Below are 16361 nucleotides of genomic sequence, written 5' to 3'. Positions count from 1 at the left end.
CAGCTGCTGATAGTTGCTCTGCTGAACTCATGAGAGAAACTCGCCTTCCGAGTTGATCGACAGGCTTGAGAAAGGAGTTGTTTCTCCTATCGGACTTGTAAAGTAATCTACAGTTAAAATGGCATGAGCTAGCATTGCCCGACAGATGCGCAGACAGCTACCTGTTGGGTATTTCAGCTTTCCATCTATGCTTTTGCAAACCTGATTTATTGGATTGGGGTTATTTCTAGATATTTCATCCAATAGGTGAGACTGGATTTTCCGAAGGTTGATTCCCGGAAAATCTGTAGATGAAATTTCGTAAGCACTGGCTACCCAGTTGAAGCCTTTGATTATCTCTGAAGAGGTTTCACGCTCGGTAAAAACTTTCAGCGGTGGTGTTTTTAGTTCATGCTCCAGATATAGGCTTATGATATCCAGACGCAGTAATGCTTCTTTAGTGAGTTTTGAGGACCAGGCTACTTCAACACCTATAGAGCCTGGAGTAAAAAGTTCATCATCTGTCAGTGTTAACAGGTAGTTGACCGTTAGAACCTCTGGAATGACAGTGTTTTCGTAACAGGGGTGTTTTATACCCAGTTGGTCTGCTATTGCTAAAGTGACTTCTCGGTCAAGACGGTAGTGTTCACGGATATCAATGACACGAGGATTTTCCTCAATCATTCTAAGTGCTGTAACGTCAAGATTGTCGCGTAATTCATACTTTCTCCGAACCAGTCGACCTTTGACGCGGTTCAGGTTGCTCTCTGAACTCTTTCGTTCTTTCTTTTTGAGCCATGAGCGGTATTCCATGCCTTCGCCACGACCATGGTTTTGACGAACTTTTTCAGAGATTTTCGTTTCTGTCCAATTTGGCATTTTTGAACTCTTTGATCCTGGTTTTCAAGGTATTCAACCTGGGACAGTGGCTCCGGCGGAGCTCAAACCATAGCTTGAGAAAGAGCCGTCATGTCGTTGGGGGGATGACTCTTTGCGAATGTATATTTTGAATAGGTGGCCAGATTTACTCCTGATCCAGATGTAATGAAGCGGGTCAGTTATTTTGTCTAATACGGAAATTTTTTCTTCAGCTTCTTTTTCACTCAAACCAAGGTTTGTCCAGTGACCGATAATTCGTCTGTCGTTTCTTCTATCTCGTATGAAACGAAGCTCTGATTGTTGCTCGGTGCTCTCTCTGATAGGAGGGATATCAACGGATTGGTTCTTCTTCAGTAGTTGGATAAGAGGGTGGCGCTTAAAGTTGGTGAGGTCGTTTTTATCATAGCTGACTACACGAATAAGGTTGCCAAGGCTTTCATCGGAATATTCTGGAAATGATAGCCCAAGAGCACCTTCCTGACGTTTATTGATACCATGTAGTATAACCATGATGGTACTAGCGGTATTGGATCTGAGTATGTCTATAGGAGGCACGTGAAAATCACAAATAAACCGGGGTTTACTGTTAACTCTGGTCATTTTTCAGCTCCTGTTTCTTTCTTGGCTGTAAAAAGGCCGCCTCTCGTTATATTCGCTGCCAGAAAGTGGCTGTGAGGTGATGGTATTTTGGTTTGAACCAGGTCATCCGTTATATCTTCGATATCCATAAAGATATGGTAAATATCCAGGCCGCTTTTCCAGCTGCGATAAGGTTTATTTTCTTGTTGCTCGTAGCCAAGAGGGTTAACGTTTATAGGCGGCGCATCTAAGGAATTTTCATACCAGCGATCTACTTTATGGAGTGCATTAGAAATCTTTGTTTTATGGTAAGCAGCTTGTCGCTTGCCATTCGGAGTCCATGCACAAGACAGTTCTCTTACCCTGGCGGATTTGTTATCGCTACTTTTGTTATTTTCGTCTACAAACTCTTGTGATGGGTATACCTCCATACCGGGCATCGTTGGAAAGACAGCCTTCATAGTGATCTGGTTCTTTACGGATTGATCAGTCAATGCTCTCTGAATAAATGTGATCACGGCCTCAACAGATGCCTGGGAATTGCACTGTTTTATGTCCTTCAGGCTAGGAAAAGTGACATCGTCAGGAAGTGTGTAGGTGTGGGTTTCATCATTGAATCTCAGAATACTCTGCCGACCTTTTGTAAAGGTTTCTGAATTTCTCCAGCACCAGGTAAGCCCTAGTATATTTTCGGCGTAGCCTTCAGACAGGGTTTTAAATTCATCTGTTGCATAATAGGCATCAGTAAATGCAGTAAGTATTCCTGCCACCTCATGATTCTCGCAACGATAGGGCTTCTTCCAGTGCTGTAGGATTGTGAGTGAGCACTCAATAGAAAACTCGCAAGTGTCACTGGCCAGTGTCGCTAAATCGGCTCTGAAAATATTAAGTGCGTTGGTGTTCTTTTGGTTCGTCCCGGATGCAGAAGCAATATCACTGAACGGACCGACCAGTGTTTTTCTTTCAAGAATGATTGGGGTTGTCTCATCGGAAGCATTGGTTTGGGAGAAAAAACCAAGACTTGTTTCAAGTGAACGTCGATAGCTCAAGCCTTTGGGAAGTTTCATAGCTGTGCTCTAGGAAAGTTGTTCAGTGAAGGAATTGTTAACAGCAAGGTAATCTCTATCTTGCCATTGGTAGTGCCAGAAGCTTTTTTCTAACTGTTCCTGGCTTAGTTGGAATAGATAGAGTGGCTGAGCCAGTCCAATAAGAGGCTCTGCAAATGCATGGTGATAGTTTTCTCTGACGTTGAGTCGAGTGTGTGGCGATTCCAGAAGCCTAAGCCCCATGACCAGTGGAAAGAAACTGCTGATATTATGAATGTTTTCATATTCGTGACTGTCACAGAGAAGGTTAATAAATACATCTAAAGCATCAGAATCAGAATCAGGCTCTGACGCTATTTCTGGCCAGTGTTCTGAAGAAAGAGATAGTGGTAAAAAACCGGAGACAGGCCTTGTGAGAAGAACGTCATAAAGCGTCTCTATCGAATTCAGTATCAGGGGGTTACTATCGGTGGGGGAAAAGCAATGGCTTTTCGCCAGAGTCATATTCTGAAGCAGGTATTGAGCTTGCTTATCTTTAAGTAGATCCTGAAGAGCTGATTCTTGATTGGTTTCTAGGCGCAAGATCAGGTCAATGGAGAGGTATTGTCTCGGGGTGGTAGTCAGTCTGTTCTTTAATACATGCGAGTCTCCTGGCACATAGCTTCTGAATGCGCTTCTCTCTTGCATGGAGCGGCAATCATAAATAATAATTGATGCAGATTCTTGGATATCAACGGTTGCTATAGAGGACAGTTGATGCTTGATATTGCAAGCCCAGCCAAGCAATGTGACAGGAGAAATCATGCCCTTAATTAAGGCAAACTGCAGAGCGTTAGCTTCATGCAATTCCAGGTTTTTCCAATAGAGATAAATCATGAAAAAATCTCTGTGATGTATTGTGACACTGTATTGATAAATAGGTTTTTTATGAATGTGGTATATGCATCTGTTACCTGAAACTGAGTTTGGGTCATAAATCTATTTTTCTTCCAGTGCTCCCAGGCTTCAGTGACAATTGAGCCCGTATCAGTCTCAGAAGATGGGAGGACTGATATGCCCAGAAAAGCGAGAGAAGGAGTCGGAACTATAGTTTGTAACTGCTCAAGGAAAACGTTCTTACGGTCAGGGTACTTGTTCAGGTAGTGATACAGGTGGCGGTAATCCGAGAAGAGTGAGCTGATTTCACTGTTCAGGGTGATGACTGCTTTCTCCTTATCCGTAATGTTTTGATAACTGCTTTTTTCCTCATTTTCGTGTTTCTCAAAACATCTGGGAGCAGGTAGCAGTAGAGCTATATCTGAATTGTGAAACAGGTGACCATCTCTTGCTAATCGCCATAAGCACAGTTGCCAGAAAGGGAAGTGGTTTTTTACTCGTGAGTAAAGAATTCGAATATGTCCTCTACTGTCCGCAACCAGGTCTCCAAAAGTGCCAACGTTGGGCCCGTTGCCGATAGGTAATATCGTTTTGATAAAGTTCAGGTGTTTTCCAACAAGCCTGCGATGAAGCTCCCCTTGAAGAAGGTGACTGGAAACTGGTGTAACAGCAATGTAGCTGGCTTTACCGTCAGGCAGAAGGATTTGTGGCTCAACTGCTTCTTCAGGGAAAGGGGATTGAATATGAAGTCGAAGTATTTCTATGGTCTCATTTAACTGGCTGGCAGGTGCCCCAAGGTCGATGAGCATATTGGTGAACTTTCCTTGAGCTAATAAATCGTCTGCAAGATTTTGCTGTTTGTTATGGCAAATAAACTCTGTGAAAAGGAGTTTTTTGATTTTCATGCAGGAAGAGTTAAACGACCATCCAGTTCTTCGACCGTGTTTAATATTACGACTCCCGATGTATAGATTGGCACTGCTATCGTCGTATTGCTCAGGACTGAATATATAACCATGGGTACGGCTATCGAGAAATTTCAGATTATGAGTAATGCTACCTGCAACTGAATACCTTACTTTATTCCAGAAATCGTCGTTCTTTAACTGGGCTGAAGCTGCCGTTTCAGACAATAGAGAATTATCAGTTATAAAAGTCAGGTTTATCATAAGAATAACCGCAACTTTTTCTAGACCAGTAACATCAAATGGAGCCAGGTTCTGACTGGAGAATTTTTTTAATGATTCTGGTTTGTCGGTGAGATCATGCTCATAGAGTAGAGAGATAAAATGACACACAGTTAACTCAAAGGAAGAGGATTGCTTAGGGAAGCTTAGTTTTTGAGCTAAACTATGTAAAAGACAAAGTAATTATAAAGATCGTCGTTTAATAGTTAATTTCGGTCTGAGAGAAAGCTTGGTCTATTTGTGTCTGTATAGCGTATACCCTAACTGGACGTCAGGCTTCTCCAAGAGAAAGTGTCTGATTAGACTCCACAAAATTATAATCTTACAGTTTCAGCAAAGGGTTATAGACTCTATCCAGACACTTTTCGTTTCGTTATGACAGGTTTACGTTGTTTTTATGAATGGTCAGCGAATTGGTTATGTCAGGGTCAGTAGTTATGACCAGAATCCAGATCGACAGTTGGATGGTGTTCAGCTCGATCGAACGTTCACTGATAAAGCTTCAGGAAAAGATACCCAGCGCGATCAACTGGAAGAATTATTGGCTTTTGCCCGAATCGGTGACACTGTGATTATTCATAGTATGGACCGTCTGGCACGGAATCTCGAAGATCTTCGACGTATAGTTCGAACATTGACTTCAAAAGGAGTTCGAATTGAGTTTGTTAAGGAAGGTTTGACGTTTACAGGGGAGGATTCGCCGATGGCACAGCTCATGTTATCTGTGATGGGAGCTTTTGCTGAGTTTGAGCGGGCATTGATCAAAGAGCGACAAAGGGAAGGTATAGCACTGGCCAAACAGAAAGGTGTATATAGAGGAAGGAAGAAAAGCTTATCTGAAGCTGAAGTTTTTCAGCTCAAGACGAGAGTGGCAGCAGGTGAGAAAAAGGCCAAGGTCGCTCAAGACCTTGGTATTAGCAGGCAAACTATTTATCAGTATCTTAGCGATTAGTAGTCAGGTTGAGGTTTTATGTTTGCGTATTTATAACCACCTATGAGATAGATAGCACTAGCAAGGGATCGTCTTACGTTATCGCTTGATTCATAACCACCTATGTGATGGGTAGCGATGTGTGGTCAGCACTAAAGTTGGACATGAATTCATAACCACCTATGTGATGGGTAGCGCTACTGTCGATCTCACACGAGTTTTCAGACTATTCATAACCACCTATGTGATGGGTAGCTTCGGCATGATTAAACCTATGCCAAAAAACAAATTCATAACCACCTATGTGATGGGTAGCCTGATAGATATGCTGCTTTCCCATTGAGATACTTGTATTTTATCTGGATTCACAGGTTTTACCAATTTTCAGCCATCTCGAAATGCATTGGAAATTTGATCTTTATAAACAATGAGTTATAGATTTTTCCTGTTTTGAAAAAAAGTATAGGTGTTTTTCTATTACTGCTATTGAGGTGTTCACGATTTAGGCATAAGCCGACAAAGGTGCATATAGAGGAAAGAGGAGGAGGTTATCTGAACTCTAATTTTTTCAGCTCGAGCCGAGAGTAGCTGCAGGTGAGAAAAAGGCCAAGGTCGCTCGAGACCTTGGTATTAGCAGGCAAACAGTGTATCAATATCTGTAGTTTAGTTTAACCACCTGATCGATGGAGGTGTCACGAGGCAAAGGCGCGAGAGTTTTGGCGGATTTATAACCATCCAGTAATAGGCACTACAGAGGACTTATCTGTCTGATTTTAAAAACTCATGCTTACCAGATTTCTCCAATATCCGCCTAAGAGACGGAGCTAGGCTTTAGTCATGGGAGTGGGTGGAACCTTCGAATTTTTAGCCACCTGTTCGATGGATAACATGTAGAGAATGAAAATTTCACCCTTCATTAATTCATAACCACCATGTGTGACGGATAATACAGAAACCATGGGACAGGTGATCGGTTTCGAATGTGTAGCCACCTATATGATTGCAAATATGATAGTCACACTCCACGAATTTTGCCAAATCGCTGAGCAATGGTACGTTCAGACTATTCCATAACCACCTATGTGATGGGTAGCTTAGGGCTGAGCACAAGCTGGTTGCCACGATATTCATAACCATTTATGTGATGGATTGTCTGATGTAGCCAGGTTAAAAGCTAGGCCCACCCAGTGCTGGAAAGTAATGATCGAGTGCTCTATCAGGTCGGGTATGCTTTTATAGCCACCCATATGGTGGGAAGTTTGTGGTTCCAGATGATAAGCCGCTGGTATGATTAATAGCCACCTATGTGGTGGATAGCATTATTTTCCTTGGTCTCGGCATGATCGGGTAATTCATAGCCACCTATGTGATGGATAGCTTTCTTGGAAGTCTTGCTGCTTTCATTCGGTAATTCATAGCCACTATACAGTAGATAACATTCAGATAACTTCGATACTAGTCTGTTTTAGTTCATAGCGATTCAGTGGCGGTTTGACGTGTGATTGAAAACATAAAAATGCATTATTCATCAATTTTAGCCACCTGAAGATGGTAGGCTTACAGGACCCAGTCGGGAGAGTTTTGGCGGATTTATAGCCATCGGTGATGATAGCATTGTCGTCTGATTTTGAGAGAGCTTGCTTTCAGAATATTAAATATTAGCCGCCATACAGGGCGGGTGAAGGCTTTCGTTATAGGGGTGGGAGGAACCTTCGATTTTATAACCATCTATGTGTGATGGTAGACATCAGAAATATTCGTAGCCTCTATATAAGCATAAGCCTGAAGCATATCCGAATATAAAGATTTTACAAATTTTCAGAACTCATGAAATCGACTAAAATCATTAACTAATCATCTCGCCAGAGGTGGGGATGAAAAGTGTTCCGCGCGTTAACTTCCATCTATTGCGATACTCGATATTATGATGGCTATAAATTCTTCATTTGAATTTGATATATATCTTCTGCCACTTAGGCGGTCAAACTGTTCGCTTGTGAATGTTCTGGTTCGGGTATCTTTAGGGACAAAATCAGAGAAATTCTGAGTTCGGATAACAAAGTGCCAGTTCGGGTATCTTTAGGGACAATACAAAAATTTTATCAATAAATGGCAGGATCGCCTGGGGGTCGATTTCGTTATGGGCGTTGGTGGCACGTTTGATGTAGTTGCAGGTAAGGTAAACCGCGCTCCGCTCTGGATGCAAAAGTATGGGCTTGAATGGTTCTATCGAGTGTTGCAGGAACCACGTCGTATGTGGAAACGATATCTTATAACTAATAGTAAGTTTGCCTGGTTATTGTTGAAAGAAAAATTCAATACTAATAAATAACTTTTTATTGCGAGCCATACTAGTTGAACCGATTTTTCCTCACACTAGCACTACTCTGGAGCTTCTTCATCGTAAGCCTGTCACTGCTAAAAAGTCTGGGCTTAGCTCATAGCTACTGGTCAACCGTTGAAAGAATAGCGGGCGGTGGTAGCCTTGAACATTTCTATATGGCTCTGGTTCTGGCCACACTCTATACACTGGCATTGCCACAACGCTTTCATAGTAAGTTGTTTATGGTGCTGGTGTTAGCTTGCGCAATGGATGAGTCTGCCCAGTACTTTTTCCCATCGCGGGATTTCAACCTTTACGATTTTGGTGTTACTGTAACAGGTCTTTTTGTGGGCTGGTGCATCGCAAAAATAAGTTTGAGTGTTTTTATGAAAGGAGTCAGTGAGTAGAAGCTAGCTCAATATTATTGCTATTTTCTCTCAGTAGAGTGTTATGCCGTCATCACTACTATCTGGCAGATCAAAACTGCCCCTGTTTTGCCTGGTTGCCTTTGATCTGATAGTCGCCCTGGGTTGCGCAGAAATTGCCGAATACCTGCGCTTTGGTGATCACGTGGGCAAACATAATATCAACCTCATGTTGATACAAGCCCTTCTGGTTATCGTCTTTTCATTTTTGTGCGGTGTGTATCAACCCTGGCGTGGTAGAAACCTGCTGGAGCGCTTTGGAATGGTGTTTCTAGCGTGGGGGCTCTCTTTTGTAGGCCTGGTTGCCTATCTGGTCATGACCAAAACAACCGGCAAATACTCTCGTATCTGGTTGGGCTATTGGGTGCTTATTTCCATCCCTGTAACGATTATTGCACGGGCCAGCTGTTATCAGTTACTGGCGAAATTCAGGGCAAAGGGTCGCAATACCCGCCATGTACTGGTGATTGGCAGTGGTAGAAACTACCAGAATATTGTCGAGACTTTTGGCAAAGACAATGCGCTTGGTTTTCGTTTGGCAGACAGTATTGATCATACAGGTATGAATGAAACACTGGCAAAACTGGCCGAAGTGATAGCCAGAGGGCAGTTGTACGACGAATGTTGGCTCTGTCTGCCATTGTCTGAACACAAGCTATTACAGCCCATTATGTATGAGTTACGACATCACACATTGAACATACGCTTTATGCCTGGCCTTGCTGACTTACCTTTGCTGAATCATAAAACTACCCCCATTGGTGGCTTCTATTCGCTCGACATCAGCTGTTCACCTATGGACGAGAGCAGCCGTGTTATAAAAAAGCTGGAAGACATAGTGATTGGCAGCCTGATTCTGTTATTGATTTCACCGGTTATGCTGGCGGTTGCTGCAGCGGTTAAGCTCTCATCACCTGGCCCGGTATTTTTCAGGCAGTTGCGTCATGGTGCAGACGGGCGACCGATCAAAGTGTATAAATTCAGAAGCATGAAAATGCATGATGAAAGTGAGGGGCAGGTTACTCAGGCTAAAAAAGGCGACAGCCGTGTCACCAGAGTGGGCGCCTTTATTCGTCGTACCAGCCTGGATGAGTTGCCGCAGTTTATTAATGTATTGCAGGGCAGGATGTCTATTGTTGGTCCTCGCCCTCATGCTTTGGCACACAACGAGTATTATAAAGACTTGGTGCAGTCGTATATGAAACGCCATAAGGTTAAGCCGGGCATTACCGGTTTGGCTCAGGTGCGTGGTTTTCGTGGCGAAACCGATACGCTGGACAAAATGCAGAACAGAGTAGAATGTGACCTTGAGTACATTAATAACTGGTCACTCTGGCTTGATCTCAAAATAATCGTAGGCACAGTGTTCAAGGGGTTTGTTAACCCTAATGCATACTAAGCCGCGGTAAATAAATAACTGTATATTCGCCTGGTGGTTGTCTGGTCGTTGGCCTGTAACGCATGACGACATTTATTGGATTAACTAACTGTCTTTTCATCAGGTGCAATTCACTATAAGATTCAGGGCTTTTCAGTGCTGAATCTTCATGTCTTACAATAAGTCTCTTTTCTGGTTGTTATTGCTTGTGCTGGCTTGGCTGCCACTTCCTTATGGCAGTAATACCTTATGGTCGAAAGGGCTGCTTATTGTTCTGGTTCAGGCTATCTCGGTGCTATGGCTGTTGGGTTTTGCTCTCGGTAAGTGCCAGCTGACGCCTGTTTTTCGAAAATCCACAATTCCTCTCGTTCTTCTTTTTTCTCTCAGCATCTGGGTATTCATTCAGGGTGATGACCTCGCAGGTATTTTACCAGCGAGTCTTGTCTTTGATGTTTTTGCAACACGGTTGTCCTTCTGGCTGACCCTGAGTTACAGCCTGCTATTTGCATTGGTTCTGCTGCTGGTGACCAACAGTAAACGGCTGAAACTGCTGGGGTGGGCTTTTGTAATATCAGGCACCTTTCAAGCGGTGTTTGGTGTGCTGAGTACACTCTCTGGTGTTGAAACACTGTTGTTTTCCCCAAAAGAAACCTACTTTGGTGTTGCCACGGGTACTTATGTGAATCGCAACAGCTTTGCCGGTTGCATGGAGATGACCCTGGCTATGGGTATGGGGCTGCTGATAGCGCAGTTGAATGATAAGAAAGCCGCGTCCTGGTCTGAGTGGTTGCTTGAAACACTGAAAACCCTGATGAGCAGTAAAGTACTGTTGAGGTCAGCTCTGGCGATAATGGTGATCGGGCTGGTGGTTTCAAAATCCCGCATGGGGAACACGGCCTTTTTTTCCAGCCTGATGCTGACCGGGTTGCTCTACGTGGTTTTGCGCAAGAAGCTAACACGTAGCATGGTGATTTTATTTGTCAGTCTTATTGCGATTGATACCCTGATTGTCAGTCAGTGGTTTGGTCTTGAAAAGGTCGTTAACCGGCTTGAGCAAACCAGTCTTCAGAAAGAAACCCGCCCCAATGTTGCCGAAGTCACCTTGCAGGCTATTCCTGAGCACGCTGTAACAGGAACAGGTGTCGGTAGTTATTACACCGTTTTGCCTCAACATCATGATGGCAGCTGGCGTGGCTTTTATGACCTGGCTCACAACGACTTTCTGCAATTTGCGCTTGAATTTGGTGTGCCTGCTTTTGCGTTACTGGTGTTACTGGTGTTGATGAGTGCCTGGATGGCCATTGCCACCATGCGAAAGCGAAATAACCGGCTGTTTATAGGGATGGCGTTTTCCAGCTTTATGGGGGTGTCAGCGATAATGATTCATTCGTCTGTCGATTTTAATCTCCAGATACCTGCTAATGCAGCGTACTTTGTTTGCTTGTTGGCGATGGCCTGGGTAGTTCGATATCTGCCATCCAAAAAGTCATACGGTCGTTGAATGACTGTCTGTACTTGATGTTTAGATGAATGTTTTGCTATTGATAAACGTCTAATCATGTATTCATCGGTCTCACTGTCTCGATTGATGAGGATATAGACATCTTTCTGGTATTATTGCCCTATTCGATTCAGTGGGCTTGTATGAACTTCAGTTTTTGGAACTGAAGTTCATTAAAGTATTTATTCTATTTTTAATGGCTTATTTCATGCTTAAAAAGTGTCTCTTCCCCGCTGCAGGTTATGGCACCCGTTTTCTACCTGCCACTAAATCCATGCCCAAAGAAATGATGCCCATCGTCAGCAAGCCGCTGATCGAATACGGTGTCGAAGAAGCCCTTGAAGGTGGCATGGCGGATATCTGCATAGTAACAGGCCGTGGCAAGCGTTCACTGGAAGATCATTTCGACTCCAACTTTGAGCTGGAACACCAGATTGCAGGCACTTCCAAGGAAGAATTGCTTACTGATATTCGAACCTTGATTGATAGCTGTACGTTCTCCTACACCCGTCAGCGGGAAATGAAAGGCCTGGGCCATGCCATTCTCAGTGGTAAAACGCTGGTAGGCGATCAGCCTTTTGGTGTAGTGCTGGCAGACGACCTTTGTATCAACGAAGACGGTACTGGGGTTCTGGCACAAATGGCGGCACTGTATAAACAGTTCCGTTGCAGCATTGTAGCCGTAATGGAAGTGCCTGAAGATGAAGTACACAAATATGGAGTGATTGCTGGCCAGAATATTTCTGACGACATCATTCGTGTAGAAAACATGGTTGAGAAACCAACGGCAGATAAAGCCCCCAGTAATCTTGCAATCATTGGTCGTTATATCCTGACGCCAGATATCTTTGAACTGATTGAAAAAACTGAACCAGGCAAGGGCGGTGAAATTCAGATCACCGACGCTTTGATGAAGCAGGCCCAGCAAGGTTGTGTGCTGGCTTACAAGTTTAAAGGTAAGCGCTTTGATTGCGGTAGCATAGAAGGCTTTATTGAAGCCACTAACTATTGCTATGAAAAGAATCACACTAGCTAGATATTAATGTTTGATTTGTTGGGTTACGGCTTTGCCTAACCCAACCTACAATTTCCACTCCCTGTTCTATTCCCTTCTGTATTTCTCTTCCTAAAAAAACCTTCACACTATATGATTCTTCGCAGATTTGTTTGCGAAGAATCATAGATGATCGATATCCATAACCATATCATTCCCGGCATAGACGACGGAGCTCAGTCCATTGAGGATTCCCTTGCGCTCCTGAAACTGGCTGTTGATAACGGCATTCAAAAACTGGTGTGTACGCCTCATATGCACGCTGGCCGTTTTGAGAATGATATTGACACTATCCTTCCTCCATTTATTAAGCTGTTGAGTGCAAAGTCAGAGCAGAATCTTCCTATTGAAATCGCTATGGCGGCAGAGGTTCGTATTAGCGATGAATTTATGATTCAGTTGAAGAAGAACAAGGTCCCGATGCTGGGGCAGTGGCAGGGCAGTGATTGTATATTGCTGGAAATGCCCCATGCCCAAATTCCCATGGGCATTGAAAATCTGATCAATTGGCTGAAACGACAGAATATACGTCCTGTCATTGCTCACCCTGAGCGCAATAAGGAAATAATGCGTCACCCGGAACGTGCAAAGAAACTTGCTGAGAAAGGTGCGTTGTTTCAATTAACCGCAGGTTCCATTGCCGGCCAGTTTGGTAGCCAGGCAGAAGAGATTTCTAAGTGGTTGCTGGACAATAAACTGGCACAGTTTGTTGCCTCTGATGCCCACAACACCACACGACGCCCTCCGGCTATGAAGGAGGCGGCAGCAGTGCTGGATCAATGGGTAGGTGAAGCAGAACGGATCAAGCTGACTTTCTCAAATCCGGACGCGCTGACCCAATCCATTTTTCATAAACAGTTGAGCACTAAATAATGGCCAGGAAAGCCAGATTGAACCCTAAGCATTTGCTAATTGCAGCACCACTGATTGTGCTTCTTCTGCTTGGAATGGTGCAGGGCAAACGCATGGTGTTTGCCGGTATCTACAATCATCAAACTCAGCAATACCTTGATTTCTGGGATCAGCAATTAAAAAAGAAAGGCAGTGACTTCACCGTTCGTGAGAAAGACTTTGACGTTGCATTGAAAGGGGCAAACAAAGCGCTTGATCAGCTTCCCAAATCAGGCGAACAGTGGGTGTTTAAAGCCAGAGTGCTCGACTGGGGGCAGAAGTACGGTCTGTTCGAAGAGTCTGGTTTGACGAATGATCAGTATCTCTCTGTCTGGAAAACAGCAACAGAGCTTCGACCTTTCTGGCCATACTCTTATCTCGACTATGCGATGGCTCGTGCACAGCTGTCGCTGATTGATGATGAGTTTGAAGGCGCTTTACTTAAAGCCAATCAGTACGGTCCATGGGAAAAAAGAGTGATGGAAACAACGGCTTTGTTGGCAAGCCATTACCGAGACTGGTTGAGTGAGCCTACTCAGAGAGAGCTGGACAAAAGCATGGATCGTTTAGCTCGGCACTATCCGCGGCAGGCCAGGACTTTTATTGAGCAGAGAGATAAGGCTCTGAAAGAAGGTTGATATTATAGCGTTCTTGTTTCGAACCTTAATCATGAGTCATATTTGACAGAGCGCTGAGTAGGTTACCTTCATATTTTCATATACAGCTAACAAAAACAGGAGCCCTTCTAGCGTTGAGGGCCTGGTGGTTTGGTTGCAGATGAAATGGTTGAAATGACAGGATATTCCATTGAACAGCTATCCCGACATCACTGACGACCTGCTGATCAAACTGGCCGGTAAAAAAGCCTTCACGCTGGGGCAGGCCAGCTTTGAACAGGGCACTGTTTCAACATTAAAAACCCGTGGTAAAAAGACTACTGCGTCAGTTGTTGCTGACGAGGGTGGAAATGTACAGCTGCATTACACCGCAACGGGGATTGAAGGCAGTTGTGATTGTCCTGAGTCCGACGGCTTTGATTTCTGCCAGCACTGTGTGTCCGCGGCTTTGGCGCTCAGGTCGCGTCAGTCAAAACCGGATCTTAAGAAAAGTGCCAAGCCGGTTGAAGTGCTAACGGCCTACTTTGAACGACAAAGTAAAGAAGATTTGCTGAAGACACTGGTTCAGGTGGTTAATAGCGACAAGGCGCTTCGGCAGAAATGGTTGCTGCAGGCAGATAACTCCCTGGGTCGGCTGGATAAGGGGGCATTAAGAAAACGGATTACGTCAGCCATTCCTTTCAAGAAAAGCATTCAACGTTATCACCGGGTCAGAAAATATTTCGCTGATATGGAGAAAGCGCTGCTGACTCTGAAAGAACCCTTACAACTATTACCGGCTGATCAGCAACTGGAGTTGGTAGGTTATGCCATAGAACGGCTGGACAAGACGACAGACACCATTGATGACTCGGGTGGTTATCGTTTCCCGTCACTTGAGTTACTGAAGGCTTTGTTGCTATCAGCCTTCAAAGAAGTGCTCTGGACGGACACGAAGAAAGCTGAATACCTAGTTGGCATTCTCCAGAATAATGAGTATGGCTTCTATGGTTCGGTTCCTGAAGATTATCAGGCGTTCATGAGCAAGGAATGTCTCGACCACTTTTATAAAGCCGTAATGCAACAGTGGGATGGGTTGCCCCCTTGGGAAAAAGGGGGAGACTGGAATGCCAAGCGACAATATTCAGGCCTGTTCAATGTGTTAGAGCGTCTTGCCAGCGAAGCGGGTGATCTTACTGAGTTGTTAAAGCTGAGGCAAAAAATCGCTGAGGATGACTATGACTTTGCTGATCTGGCTCGATTGTGTGTTGAGATGAATGACTATGGGCTCGCACAAGAGTATCTGGATAAGATTCGTCACACACATATGTTGCGTAGTGAGGCGGTTCAGCAGATTAGGCAGGAAATACTGTTGGGTGCAGGAATTCAGAGAGAAGCAAAAAGCTAAACATAACTATATCGGTTGGTTGAATGAGGCTTTTCCTTTGGCAGAAGGCAATGGTTCAGTTTGATATAAAAGCTTAGAGATAAAAAGAAACCCGCACCTCTGGGGGAAGAATGCGCGGGCTAAGACCATAGGAGTGAAACATAGGTACACAATCCAAGTACCCGAGTCATAAGACTCAGACTGACTAGTCGTAGGGGGAGATCGACTCAGTCAGCAGGGGTAATTATGGTGCAGATTTAGAAAGCGTCCACTTTGCCATAATACCTTTTTTGCATAATCATCGAATTTTATAGCTAGTGCGGTTGAGAAGGTTGTTCTTCACTGGCTGTGCCACTGTCTTTCCCCATCATCCTCAACTCTCTGAACTTACCCGGCGACATATAAAACTCACCTTCTTTTCCTTCCAGTGCACCATGCCCGTTCCAGGGAAGTAACTTGTAATCCGAATGATGGGTGTAATCCAGAAACGGATACTTGATGATCTGGAAGTAGGGCGAGTAATCAAAGTCACTGGGTGTGCAGAGTTTGGGGTTGCGCTGATAAAGCTGCACAGCCTGATCAGCATCCAGTTTCACCAGAGGCAGGATTGGGAAGTGTATAAAGCTGAAGGCTTCGGCAATCATGCTGGAGCAAACGGTTTTTGCTTCGTCGCCAGGGGAGTGTTTGAACAGGCTTGAACGCCAGCGTCTTGGAATTATCGAGTAGGGGAAGAAGAAGCGGGCCAGGTCGAGTACGTGGCGAACGTTGTAATCAAGCCCTAAGCGACTGGCGGCGTAACGAACGACCTGCTGACTGTCGCTGTAGTTCAACCCATTAGGGCGGCATATTCTCAGATGATCACCTTCATAACGACTCAGCGGGTGAACCACTGTTCCAAAACCTAATTCGCTCTCAATGATCAGCTGCTCATCGGGGGAACCATCAAAAGCCTGTCGAATGGTTTCCCTGATGCGATCATCTTCAATGTCGTGCAGACGGCCAATATAGAGCATGGCGTGGGACCAGGGACTCTGGGTGATCTGCTTAATGACATTGCTGACTCTGGACTTGCCTTCCACAAGGATGACATCGCAAGCTTTCAATTCATGACGAATTCTCTCGAAATCACATTGCGGACTGCTGTAGTCCGTTGATTCCTGCATCAGCCATTGAGTAAGAACATTGGCGACGGATTTGAACAGCTCCATGACTCTTCCCTGTTGGTCTTCCACTAATTCAAAGATTAGCATCGGCCATTGCTCCGCTTGAATGATCAGGCGAGTGGTTTTAAAAGCTCTGCTGTTTTCAAACTGCCTTTCTGCGTCCTGC

15 protein-coding genes, 1 pseudogene and 1 CRISPR repeat array are annotated in these 16361 nt (G+C 44.5%); of the genes and pseudogenes, 10 read left to right on the top strand and 6 right to left on the bottom strand.

Annotation, left to right across the window (positions count from 1 at the left end; translation table 11 throughout):
* Positions 1 to 27: 27 nt before the first annotated feature.
* Genes EOPP23_RS14870 through EOPP23_RS14850 form a run of 5 tightly spaced genes read right to left on the bottom strand, consistent with a single transcriptional unit; the run spans position 28 to position 4528 of the window.
* Positions 28 to 858: a TnsA endonuclease C-terminal domain-containing protein gene (locus EOPP23_RS14870; RefSeq protein ID WP_153766792.1), complete on the bottom strand. Its 831-nt coding sequence runs from the start codon at positions 856 to 858 to the stop codon at positions 28 to 30.
* 33 nt (positions 859 to 891) lie between these two features.
* Positions 892 to 1458, bottom strand: a complete 567-nt coding sequence (gene cas6f / locus EOPP23_RS14865; protein WP_153766791.1) for a type I-F CRISPR-associated endoribonuclease Cas6/Csy4 — start codon at positions 1456 to 1458, stop codon at positions 892 to 894.
* Positions 1455 to 2504, bottom strand: coding sequence for a type I-F CRISPR-associated protein Cas7f/Csy3 (locus tag EOPP23_RS14860; protein ID WP_153766790.1), 1050 nt, complete (start codon positions 2502 to 2504; stop codon positions 1455 to 1457). The genes cas6f and EOPP23_RS14860 overlap by 4 nt, the downstream gene beginning before the upstream one ends.
* 9 nt (positions 2505 to 2513) lie before the next feature.
* Complete coding sequence (locus EOPP23_RS14855) at positions 2514 to 3359, bottom strand: hypothetical protein (protein WP_153766789.1); 846 nt, start codon at positions 3357 to 3359, stop codon at positions 2514 to 2516.
* Entirely contained in the window at positions 3356 to 4528 is a 1173-nt protein-coding gene (locus EOPP23_RS14850; protein ID WP_153766788.1) for a hypothetical protein, read from the bottom strand. Before EOPP23_RS14850 ends, EOPP23_RS14855 begins: the two co-directional genes overlap by 4 nt.
* Before the next feature lie 415 nt (positions 4529 to 4943).
* Here EOPP23_RS14850 and EOPP23_RS14845 point away from each other — a divergent pair, with 415 nt between their 5' ends.
* The 10 genes and pseudogenes from EOPP23_RS14845 to EOPP23_RS14800 all read left to right on the top strand — a co-directional run bounded on the left by EOPP23_RS14845 (position 4944) and on the right by EOPP23_RS14800 (position 15053).
* Complete coding sequence (locus EOPP23_RS14845) at positions 4944 to 5498, top strand: recombinase family protein (protein ID WP_153766787.1); 555 nt, start codon at positions 4944 to 4946, stop codon at positions 5496 to 5498.
* A gap of 28 nt (positions 5499 to 5526) precedes the next feature.
* Positions 5527 to 5793: a CRISPR direct-repeat array (repeat unit 28 nt; unit sequence ATTCATAACCACCTATGTGATGGGTAGC).
* Positions 5794 to 6070: 277 nt separating this feature from the next.
* Positions 6071 to 6139: pseudogene (locus EOPP23_RS21705) on the top strand (helix-turn-helix domain-containing protein); the annotation flags it as partial.
* A 1439-nt stretch (positions 6140 to 7578) separates the two neighbouring features.
* Complete coding sequence (locus EOPP23_RS14835; protein WP_370514799.1) at positions 7579 to 7809, top strand: WecB/TagA/CpsF family glycosyltransferase; 231 nt, start codon at positions 7579 to 7581, stop codon at positions 7807 to 7809.
* 23 nt (positions 7810 to 7832) lie between these two features.
* Positions 7833 to 8207, top strand: coding sequence for a VanZ family protein (locus EOPP23_RS14830; protein ID WP_153766786.1), 375 nt, complete (start codon positions 7833 to 7835; stop codon positions 8205 to 8207).
* A gap of 43 nt (positions 8208 to 8250) precedes the next feature.
* Positions 8251 to 9624 (top strand): undecaprenyl-phosphate glucose phosphotransferase, encoded by a 1374-nt coding sequence (locus EOPP23_RS14825; protein ID WP_153766785.1) that lies wholly within the window; start codon positions 8251 to 8253, stop codon positions 9622 to 9624.
* A gap of 148 nt (positions 9625 to 9772) precedes the next feature.
* Positions 9773 to 11104, top strand: coding sequence for an O-antigen ligase (locus EOPP23_RS14820; RefSeq protein WP_153766784.1), 1332 nt, complete (start codon positions 9773 to 9775; stop codon positions 11102 to 11104).
* A 208-nt stretch (positions 11105 to 11312) separates the two neighbouring features.
* Positions 11313 to 12140: a UTP--glucose-1-phosphate uridylyltransferase GalU gene (gene galU, locus EOPP23_RS14815; protein WP_153766783.1), complete on the top strand. Its 828-nt coding sequence runs from the start codon at positions 11313 to 11315 to the stop codon at positions 12138 to 12140.
* Positions 12141 to 12287: 147 nt separating this feature from the next.
* Positions 12288 to 13031, top strand: coding sequence for a tyrosine-protein phosphatase (locus EOPP23_RS14810; RefSeq protein WP_153766782.1), 744 nt, complete (start codon positions 12288 to 12290; stop codon positions 13029 to 13031).
* Complete coding sequence (locus tag EOPP23_RS14805; protein WP_194842619.1) at positions 13031 to 13687, top strand: hypothetical protein; 657 nt, start codon at positions 13031 to 13033, stop codon at positions 13685 to 13687. Before EOPP23_RS14810 ends, EOPP23_RS14805 begins: the two co-directional genes overlap by 1 nt.
* A 169-nt stretch (positions 13688 to 13856) precedes the next feature.
* Positions 13857 to 15053, top strand: a complete 1197-nt coding sequence (locus EOPP23_RS14800) for an SWIM zinc finger domain-containing protein (RefSeq protein ID WP_153766780.1) — start codon at positions 13857 to 13859, stop codon at positions 15051 to 15053.
* 293 nt (positions 15054 to 15346) lie between these two features.
* Here the strand turns inward: EOPP23_RS14800 and EOPP23_RS14795 are convergent, their stop codons facing one another.
* Positions 15347 to 16282: a hypothetical protein gene (locus EOPP23_RS14795; RefSeq protein WP_228550735.1), complete on the bottom strand. Its 936-nt coding sequence runs from the start codon at positions 16280 to 16282 to the stop codon at positions 15347 to 15349.
* Positions 16283 to 16361 lie beyond the last annotated feature (79 nt).

The organism is Endozoicomonas sp. OPT23 (assembly GCF_009653635.1).
In the GTDB taxonomy this organism is placed as follows: Bacteria; Pseudomonadota; Gammaproteobacteria; order Pseudomonadales; family Endozoicomonadaceae; genus Endozoicomonas_A.
The sequence above is the reverse complement of the archived record's forward strand: the minus strand, read 5'-3'. Positions and strand labels throughout refer to the sequence as shown.

Bases quoted from the DNA above. Each gene is read 5' to 3' on its own strand.
- galU (WP_153766783.1), top strand. From the start codon at position 11,313: ATGCTTAAAAAGTGTCTCTTCCCCGCTGCAGGTTATGGCACCCGTTTT.
- cas6f (WP_153766791.1), bottom strand. From the start codon at position 1,458: ATGACCAGAGTTAACAGTAAACCCCGGTTTATTTGTGATTTTCACGTG.
- EOPP23_RS14845 (WP_153766787.1), top strand. From the start codon at position 4,944: ATGAATGGTCAGCGAATTGGTTATGTCAGGGTCAGTAGTTATGACCAG.
- EOPP23_RS14810 (WP_153766782.1), top strand. From the start codon at position 12,288: ATGATCGATATCCATAACCATATCATTCCCGGCATAGACGACGGAGCT.
- EOPP23_RS14805 (WP_194842619.1), top strand. From the start codon at position 13,031: ATGGCCAGGAAAGCCAGATTGAACCCTAAGCATTTGCTAATTGCAGCA.
- EOPP23_RS14820 (WP_153766784.1), top strand. From the start codon at position 9,773: ATGTCTTACAATAAGTCTCTTTTCTGGTTGTTATTGCTTGTGCTGGCT.
- EOPP23_RS14825 (WP_153766785.1), top strand. From the start codon at position 8,251: ATGCCGTCATCACTACTATCTGGCAGATCAAAACTGCCCCTGTTTTGC.
- EOPP23_RS14850 (WP_153766788.1), bottom strand. From the start codon at position 4,528: ATGATAAACCTGACTTTTATAACTGATAATTCTCTATTGTCTGAAACG.
- EOPP23_RS14870 (WP_153766792.1), bottom strand. From the start codon at position 858: ATGCCAAATTGGACAGAAACGAAAATCTCTGAAAAAGTTCGTCAAAAC.
- EOPP23_RS14855 (WP_153766789.1), bottom strand. From the start codon at position 3,359: ATGATTTATCTCTATTGGAAAAACCTGGAATTGCATGAAGCTAACGCT.
- EOPP23_RS14795 (WP_228550735.1), bottom strand. From the start codon at position 16,282: ATGCTAATCTTTGAATTAGTGGAAGACCAACAGGGAAGAGTCATGGAG.
- EOPP23_RS14860 (WP_153766790.1), bottom strand. From the start codon at position 2,504: ATGAAACTTCCCAAAGGCTTGAGCTATCGACGTTCACTTGAAACAAGT.